Raw genomic sequence first — 8,020 nt, 5'->3', positions numbered from 1 at the left:
CCGCCAGATCCGCGTGAACACGATCAGCCCCGGCGCAACCCGCACGCCCGGCCTGCTCGACCTGGCCGGTGACGACGCCGCGCAGCGTCAGGGTCTCGCCGACTACCTGGCCGCGCAGATTCCGATGGGCCGTCTGGGCGAGCCGAACGAAATCGCCAGCGCGGCGCTGTTCCTCGCTTCGGACGACGCGAGCTTCGTGAACGGCATCGAACTGTTCGTCGATGGCGGTCAGCAGCAGATCTAAGCGAGTCGTGTAAAAAACGCGGGGCACGGCCGATTCGGATCCGCTGCCTCGCTGATTCACGCCGCAGCGACTTTAAGAAAGCTTAATGGCCGATCAGGACTTTCGGTCCGCGGATCTCTATCGTTGCCAACACCGACATTCACTCGAGGAGGCAACATGAGCAGCAAGCTGAACGGAAAAGTCGCATTGGTCACCGGCGGTACGACGGGCATCGGGCTCGCGGCAGCGAAGGATCTGGCCAATGCCGGTGCAGTGGTCTACATCACGGGTCGTCGTCAGGCCGAACTCGACAAGGCGGTTGCGGACATCGGCCCCAACGCACGCGGCGTGCGAGGCGACGTGACGCTGTTGTCGGATCTCGACGCGCTCTACGCAAAAATTCGCAGCGAAACGGGCAAGCTCGACGTGTTGTATGCCAACGCGGGCGGCGGCACGATGGCGCCGCTGGGCGATATCTCCGAACAGCATTTCGACGACACGTTCAACCGCAATGTGCGAGCGCTCGTGTTCACGGTGCAAAAAGCGCTGCCGCTGATGCCGAAGGGCGCGTCGATCGTTTTGACCGGCTCCACCGCCGGTTCGAAGGGGACGCCCGCGTTCAGCATTTACAGCGCGTCGAAAGCCGCGGTGCGCGCGCTTGCGCGAAGCTGGGTGTATGACCTGAAGGATCGCGGTATTCGCGTGAACGTCGTTGCGCCTGGCCCCATCCGCACGGGTGGGCTCGCCGAACTCGGCGGGACCAGCAAGGAAGCGCAGGAAGGTCTGCTCGCCTATATGGCATCGCAGGTGCCGATGGGCCGCCTGGGCGAGGCATCGGAAGTGGCGAAGGTCGTGACCTTCCTCGCGTCGGATGATTCGAGCTTCGTCAACGGCGCTGAAGTGTTCGCCGACGGCGGTATCGCGCAGGTCTGAACGCGTCTGGCCGAACAACGCGGGCTGGCGGTGTTCGGCAGATTGCGCCGAATTGACCGCCGGTTCGCGTGGCCAATAATCCGTGCAGGAAGACGGTATAAGCCGGAGACAAGTGCGTGGGCAACCACAACCCGGCCAATTCGTGGATCGCGTTGCGTGATGCGCGCGGCACCCGATCAATGGGTGAAGAATCTCGAAACAGGGGCTGGGCGTGCGCCTCGAAGGGTCACGAGGAAATCATACTTTTAGCTGGTTTCCGACTTGGGGCACCTAAAGTACCATACGTCCTGACTTGCCGACTCGGGGCGTCTGCCGTTCCGCCGTCTTCAACCAGAAAAGACCAAGGACCACCCCAGCGTGTCTGCTCATCATGTCGTTTTGATCGTCGAGGACGACGCGTCCGTCCGGGAGGCCACGCGCAGCCTCGTTCGCTCGCTCGGCTGGGACGTCCGCACCCATGCGTCGGCGGAAGAATTGTTGCATGCCGAAACGCTTGCGGACGTCGCGTGCATCATCTCCGACGTCCAGATGCCGGGCCTGTCGGGCATCGAGATGGTTCGTCGCCTGCTCGAACGCGGTGCGCCGCCGCCGATCATTTTCATCACGGCGTTTGCGTCCGATTTGCTGCTGCGGCAGGCGCGTGAAGTCGGCGCGCTGTGCGTGTTCAGCAAGCCTGTCGATGCTGCGCAGATCGGCGAGCGTCTGGACGCCATTCGTGCCGCAGGCACGGAAGGACTCCAACAGAACCGGCCCGACGGCGCCTGAGAGTCACGGGCTCGTCCCATTCTCCTGCTGATCCGCATGACACCACCGCAAACCCAAGACAGCAATCGATGGCTCGAAGCCGGAGCGGGCGGCGGACCGCTGGGCAACGTCCGCATCGTCTATGCGCTCGCGTTGATGGTGGGGCTCGGCGTATTCATGGTCGACGCCTTCGCGCCGCTGAATATTGCGGTGGCGGTGCTGTATGCGGTGGTCGTGTTGCTGGTGTCGTCCGTTGCATCGACTAGCGTCACCGTCGCCGTGGCGTGGCTGTGCGTCGCCGTGACCATGCTCGGATTCTTGATTTCGCAGAACGATCCGGTCGCGCCTAGTTCCATCGCGCGCTGCGGGGTGAGCCTGAGTGCGTTGATCGCGGTGTCGATTCTCGCGGTGCGCAATCAGGGCGTTCACGCCACGCTGCGTCACCACGTCGATTTGCTCAACCTCACGCACGATGCCGTCGTCGTCTACGGGCTCGACGATCGCATCACATTCTGGAGTCACGGCGCCGAGCGCCTCTACGGATGGCATGCCGCGGAAGCGATCGGCCGGCGCCTGCACGAACTCACCGCGACGCAAGGCGCGGTCGCCTATAACGAAATCCACCAGCAAACCATCGAGAGCGGCCACTGGCATGGCGAGCTCAAGCGCGTGCGCAAGGATGGTGCTACCGTTCGGGTGGCGAGCCGCGTGATGCTGTCGCGCGACCGCTGGGGCCGTCCCGTTGGCATTCTCTCGACCGACGACGACATCACCGAAACCCGGCGCATGGAGGTCGAACTGCGCGAGCAGAAAGAGGAGTTGCGCGAGCAGAAGGAAGAACTGCTTGCGACGCTGGATGCGATCCCGGCCATGGTATGGAGTTCGTTCGATGACGGCCGGCCGACTTACGTGAACCAGCGCTGGAGCGAGTACGGCATCGACACCCGTTGCGAAGGCGATGTGTGGCACGACATTCTGCATCCCGACGACCTCGCAGAAGTCCAGGCAGCGTGGCGCGAGGCCATCGACAGCGGCCGCCATTTCGAGCGCACCGCACGCATCCGGCACAGGGACGGTAGCTATCGATGGACCGTCATCGCGTCGGCGCCGTTGCGTGGGGCCGACGGGCGCGCCAAGGCATGGTACGGCGTCAATACCGACATCGACGCGTTACGGAAAGCCGAGCAGGCGCTCGACCGTTCGCGCAACGAGCTTGCGCACACAACGCGGGTATCGATGCTCGGCGAACTGGCGGCGTCGATCGCTCACGAGGTCACGCAGCCGCTTGCTGCGATCGTCACGACTGGCGAAGCCGGGCTGCGATGGCTCAATCGCAATCCCCCGGAACTTGCCGAGGTGCGTGCGTCGATCGAACAAAGCACCAGCGACGCGAAGCGCGCAACCGAAGTCATTCGCCGGATTCGCACGATGGCCAGGAAGCGCGACGCGGATATCACGGACGTCGACGTCAATGGGATCATTGAGGAATCGGTCGAACTCGTGCGCCGGGAAGTGAGCAGTCACGGTGTCGAGATGTCGGTGTCGCTCGCCCAGGCGCCGCTCGTCGTCTGCGGCGATCGCGTACAGCTTCAGCAAGTGGTGATCAATCTGCTGATGAACGGCGTGCAGGCGATGGCCAATATTTCCGACGGCGCGAAGCTGAATATCATCACGGCGCGCGACGAAGGCTCGGCGCGAGTGCAGATTGACGACTCCGGCCACGGCATCAGCGAGGCCAATGCAACACTGCTCTTTACGCCGTTCTTTACGACGCGCAAGGACGGGATGGGCATGGGCCTGTCGATCTGCCGTTCGATCGTCGAAGCGCACGGCGGACGCGTCTGGGCCGAAAATAACAAAAGAAGGGGTGCGCGGATGCAGTTCACATTACCGCTCGCGCAGAACGCGATGCAACAACCGACACAGAATCCGGTGCTCGCAATGACTGGGGATACAACCGATGAATGATGAATACACCGCTGCGCAATCACTCGCGCAGTCACCCGCACAATCGCTCGCGCAGTCGCTCGTTTATGTAGTCGACGACCACGACTCGATGCGCGCGGCCATTACCACGCTGTTGCGCTCGGTTGATCTCAACGTGCAGGCCTTCGCGTCGGCACAGGAGTTCCTGGCGCTCGACAAGCCCGATGTGCCCAGTTGCCTGATTCTCGACGTGCGTCTCAAGGGCCAAAGCGGGCTCGCGGTGCAGGATCAGATCGTTGCCGGTGCGTCGGGCTTGCCGATTATCTTTATCACCGCGTATGGCGACATCGCAATGTCCGTGAAGGCGATGAAGAACGGCGCTTCCGATTTTCTCGCCAAGCCGTTTCGCGATCAGGACCTGCTCGATGCCGTCTCGAATGCGTTGCTGAAAGACCGGGAGCGCCGCGCCGCGGACGGCGAGGTGGCTGCATTGCGCAACTGCTACGCGACGTTGACGCCGCGCGAGCGCGAAGTGATGGCGTTCGTGACCGGCGGGCTGATGAACAAGCAGATCGCCGCGAAGATGGACGTCAGCGAGATCACCGTCAAGATTCATCGCAAGCATGCGATGGTCAAGATGAACGCGAACTCGCTGGCCGATCTCGTGCTGAAGGCGCAAGCGCTCGGGGTTAGCGTGCCAATGACGCGGTGATTGCGAACGGACGCTTCGCCTTCACGGATTGACCAGCCGCTTCGGCAAGAGCAGTGTCAGCAGCACGCCGAGCAGCAAGCAGCCGCTCATCATCACGACGGGCAAAAGCAGACCGCCGGAACTCTGCTTCAAATGGCCGACCATGTACGGTCCGAAGAAACCGCCGAGGTTGCCGATTGCGCTGATCCACGCGATGCCGGTCGCCGCCGCAGCGGGGCTGAGCACCGCGGTCGGCATGCTCCAGAACACCGGCGGCATCGACAGCAGGCACGCGTTGGCGATGCAGAGCCCCAATACGGACAGGTACAGGTGCTGGTGCAACAGCGCCGACATCGTCAAGCCGAGCGCGGTGATCAACATCAGAACGGCCAGGTGGATGCGCCGCTCGCGGTGCCGGTCCACGCTGCGTCCGACCGCGATCATGACGCCGATGGCCACGACGTTAGGCAGCGCCGCGACCAGGCCCACCTTGAAATCGCCGCTCACGCCGAGCGACTGGATGATGGTCGGTGCCCACAGCGTGTAGCCGTAGATGGCAAACACAACGACGAAATAGATCGCGCAGAATGCCCACACGAGACCGTTCGTGTAGATCGCATCGGGCGGGAACGAGGGCGCGGCCGGATGGTGTCTGAGTGCGCTCGCGAGCTGAGCGCGTTCTGCGGGCGCGTTGCGCTGGCTGAGCGTGACATCGTCGTCCAGGCGTAGCCAGCAGAACAGCGCGGCGAGAAAGGCCGGTACGGACTCGACGATCAGCATCCACTTCCAGCCGGAAACGTGCATCACGCCGTCGAGGTGCTGCATGATAAAACCGGCCAACGGGGAGCCGATCACGCCCGCGAGCGGCAGCGCGACATAGAAGATCGACAGCACGCGCGCGCGGTGATAGCTCGGGAACGCCTGCGAGATGTAGTAGACGATGCCCGGCACGAGTCCCGCTTCGGCGATACCCAGCAGATAGCGCATCACGTAGAACTGCTTCGGCGTGGCGATCAGCGCCGTGAGCGCGATGACGACACCCCAGGAGACGATGATGCGTGTGAGCCAGCGGCGCGCGCCGACGTACTGAAGAATCATGTTGCTGGGCACTTCGAACACGACGTAGCCGAGCGAAAAGGCGCCCGCGCCGAAACCGAACACCGCATCGGAAAAACCGAGTTCGCCATTCAGTTGCAATGCCGCGAAACTGACATTGACGCGATCGATGTACGCGGCGAGGTACGTGAACACGAGGACCGGCAGGGTCTGCCACGCCAGGCGGCGACAGATGCGCCATTCGGCGCTGGAGGCGTCGTTCTCGGTGGCTGGCGCGCAAGCGTCCGCGTGTGTTGGCGGATGCGTTTGCGCTGGTGCGTACTCTCGCGCCGAACTCACGTGCAATTCCACGTTGCTCTCCCCAGGGGAGGCGGACGGTGTGGCGTCAATACCCGTGCCTGTCCACGCCGTGGTGATTGCCATGGGATCAGGAGCGTTCTCGTTGTGTACGTCGCTTGCCTTGCCCGAGACAGAACACGCTCGGCACACGGCAGCTCGCCGCGATTTTCGCGCGTCCGTCGCACGTCGGCAGACGCAGGTGATTCGCTGGCTCGCGCGCGCCTGGGCGGTCACGGCGTGAAGGCGATGCGCTCTGTGCTGGCGACTTCCCCATGCGTAGCGAGGCAGTCGGGACGGCGACTTCCGCATAGGCGATTGCCGTGCGGTCGGGAAACGATGGCGAGGCAGAAACCGGCGTGCGCACCGAATCGATCGCAGTTTCATCGTGCGGACGCGGCGCGGTATCGACCACGATGGCTGCGTTTTCTGCCTGTTGTGCTTCGCCTGGCTGCGAAACCGCGGCCGCGATCAAGCTGTGCATAAACGCGCGCAATGCATGCGGCAGGCGATAGCGCCGCCCGTCGCGGTGCGGCGACGTTTCCACTTCGACGAGCGACTTCGAAACGAGCGACGCCAACGCGTCCAGCATCGCTTCGTTATCGAGCGCGCAGTGTTCAGCGATGGCGCAGGCCGTCTCGATCGTAAAGCTGTCGGGCAGCGACGCGAGTCGGGAGAGCGCGCTGCGTTCGTGCGGCGCGAGTCGCGTGCAACTCCACGCGTAAGCCGCTGCCAGCGAACGATGGCGGGCGGGCGCTTCGTGCATGGCATTGCCGAGAACCAGCCATTGTTCGTCGGATAGTTCAAGCACGCCTAATACGCCCAGCGTCGCGGCACGCGCAGCCGCCACTTCGAGTGCGAGCGGGTTGCCGCCGACGCGCCGGCATAGCGACGCGACGACATTGAGCAGGTTCTGGCCGTGTTCGCCCGTTTGCAGCGGCCCGTCTCCCATCGTTTCTCCGAGACGCTGCATGAAGAGGCGTACGGCCGGTGCGGCGGCCACTTCGGCATCACTTCCGGCGGCGGCGGGCGTGCCGAGCGGCGGCACCCGCCACGTCCGTTCGGCGGAGAGATGCAGCGGCTCGCGACTGGTCGCGACGAGGTGAACCCGCGAGCCGAACGTCGACAGCGTCCGACAAAGGGACGCGACCTCATCGATGAACGCATCGCAACCATCGAACACGATGAGCGCGGGGCGCTGCGCGACAGCCGCGACGATCGCCGACCGATCGTGCGGCAACGGCAGCCCGAGTGCCGTGGCGAGCGCGCTCACGACCGATGTCCCGGGCGCCGCGTCGGCCAGTTCGACGAAGACGGTTCGCCTATCCCCGGTGCTCGCACGCTCACGCATCAGTTCGCGCGCGAGACTGCTTTTGCCGATGCCAGGCGCACCGACCAGCGTCAACAGCGCCTCGCTGTCGACTAGCGCGAGCAGTTCCGCAAGCTCGCGTTCGCGGCCGACCAGCGCACGGGGTGCCGCGAGTGCGGGCGAAGCGGCGCGTGGCTGGTGCTCGCGCTCGCGCGGTTCAGGCGGCGTCAGGCGATAGCCGCGTCCGGAATCGGTGCGAATCCAACCTTGCTTGCCACCGAACAGCTTGCGCAATTCGCAGACATGGACGTGAATATTATTGTCAACGACGAAAGTCCGCGGCCAGACGACGCGCATGATTTCGTCCTTGGTGACGAGACGCCCTCGCGCGTTGATTAACAGTTCAAGAATATCGAACGCGCGCGTGCTGAGCGAATGCCGCTGGCCGCCGAGGTACACCTCGCGGCTTTCAAGACAGACGCTTACCCGGTCGAACGTGTACATGTTCGGCTCACTAGCGGTTAAGTCGTTGAGATTTCGGTTGTGTCGCGGTTCGACAGTTGCCGCGAGCTAAAAAAGTGGCAACGGTCGATTAACCCTGTCGATGCTATTTCGTCGACGGTAACGGGTCCATAGTCCTTAAGTGTTAAGCGCACTCAGGATGCGCCGCTGCGCCGACGGTCGGCGCGCGTTTCGCGGGCGAGGCGTTGCAAATTTGGCCGTCAATCCTTGCGCTTTTCGACGGAGGCCTCGTTAAATCGCCTCTTTCATTGCATCTCTGGCGTTATACAAAAGTATAAGT

7 protein-coding genes are annotated in these 8,020 nt (G+C 63.6%); 5 read left to right on the top strand and 2 right to left on the bottom strand.

Features of this window, described 5'->3' with window-relative positions:
• From U4Y88_RS34515 to U4Y88_RS34495, 5 genes are all read left to right on the top strand, one after another.
• A partial coding sequence (locus tag U4Y88_RS34515; protein WP_321789360.1) for an SDR family oxidoreductase occupies positions 1-244 on the top strand: 244 nt, incomplete at its 5' end.
• Between the two features lie 156 nt (positions 245-400).
• Positions 401-1,156 (top strand): SDR family NAD(P)-dependent oxidoreductase, encoded by a 756-nt coding sequence (locus U4Y88_RS34510; RefSeq protein ID WP_321789358.1) that lies wholly within the window; start codon positions 401-403, stop codon positions 1,154-1,156.
• Between the two features lie 378 nt (positions 1,157-1,534).
• The gene (locus U4Y88_RS34505; protein ID WP_415774536.1) at positions 1,535-1,921 is read left to right on the top strand and encodes a response regulator; all 387 of its coding nucleotides are present in this window, start codon (positions 1,535-1,537) and stop codon (positions 1,919-1,921) included.
• 36 nt (positions 1,922-1,957) lie between these two features.
• Positions 1,958-3,868 (top strand): PAS domain S-box protein, encoded by a 1,911-nt coding sequence (locus tag U4Y88_RS34500; RefSeq protein ID WP_321789354.1) that lies wholly within the window; start codon positions 1,958-1,960, stop codon positions 3,866-3,868.
• Positions 3,861-4,538, top strand: coding sequence for a response regulator transcription factor (locus U4Y88_RS34495; RefSeq protein ID WP_321789352.1), 678 nt, complete (start codon positions 3,861-3,863; stop codon positions 4,536-4,538). Before U4Y88_RS34500 ends, U4Y88_RS34495 begins: the two co-directional genes overlap by 8 nt.
• Before the next feature lie 21 nt (positions 4,539-4,559).
• Here U4Y88_RS34495 and U4Y88_RS34490 read toward each other — a convergent pair whose 3' ends face one another.
• The gene (locus tag U4Y88_RS34490) at positions 4,560-5,996 is read right to left on the bottom strand and encodes an MFS transporter (protein ID WP_321789350.1); all 1,437 of its coding nucleotides are present in this window, start codon (positions 5,994-5,996) and stop codon (positions 4,560-4,562) included.
• Between the two features lie 4 nt (positions 5,997-6,000).
• Positions 6,001-7,722: a winged helix-turn-helix domain-containing protein gene (locus U4Y88_RS34485; protein ID WP_321789348.1), complete on the bottom strand. Its 1,722-nt coding sequence runs from the start codon at positions 7,720-7,722 to the stop codon at positions 6,001-6,003.
• Positions 7,723-8,020: the final 298 nt, after the last annotated feature.

It is taken from the genome of Paraburkholderia sp. J94, from assembly GCF_905220285.1.
Lineage (GTDB): Bacteria > Pseudomonadota > Gammaproteobacteria > Burkholderiales > Burkholderiaceae > Paraburkholderia > Paraburkholderia tropica_A.
This window is presented reverse-complemented; position numbering and strand designations above follow the sequence as displayed.

Bases quoted from the DNA above. Each gene is read 5' to 3' on its own strand.
- U4Y88_RS34490 (WP_321789350.1), bottom strand. From the start codon at position 5,996: ATGGCAATCACCACGGCGTGGACAGGCACGGGTATTGACGCCACACCG.
- U4Y88_RS34485 (WP_321789348.1), bottom strand. From the start codon at position 7,722: ATGTACACGTTCGACCGGGTAAGCGTCTGTCTTGAAAGCCGCGAGGTG.
- U4Y88_RS34495 (WP_321789352.1), top strand. From the start codon at position 3,861: ATGAATGATGAATACACCGCTGCGCAATCACTCGCGCAGTCACCCGCA.
- U4Y88_RS34500 (WP_321789354.1), top strand. From the start codon at position 1,958: ATGACACCACCGCAAACCCAAGACAGCAATCGATGGCTCGAAGCCGGA.
- U4Y88_RS34510 (WP_321789358.1), top strand. From the start codon at position 401: ATGAGCAGCAAGCTGAACGGAAAAGTCGCATTGGTCACCGGCGGTACG.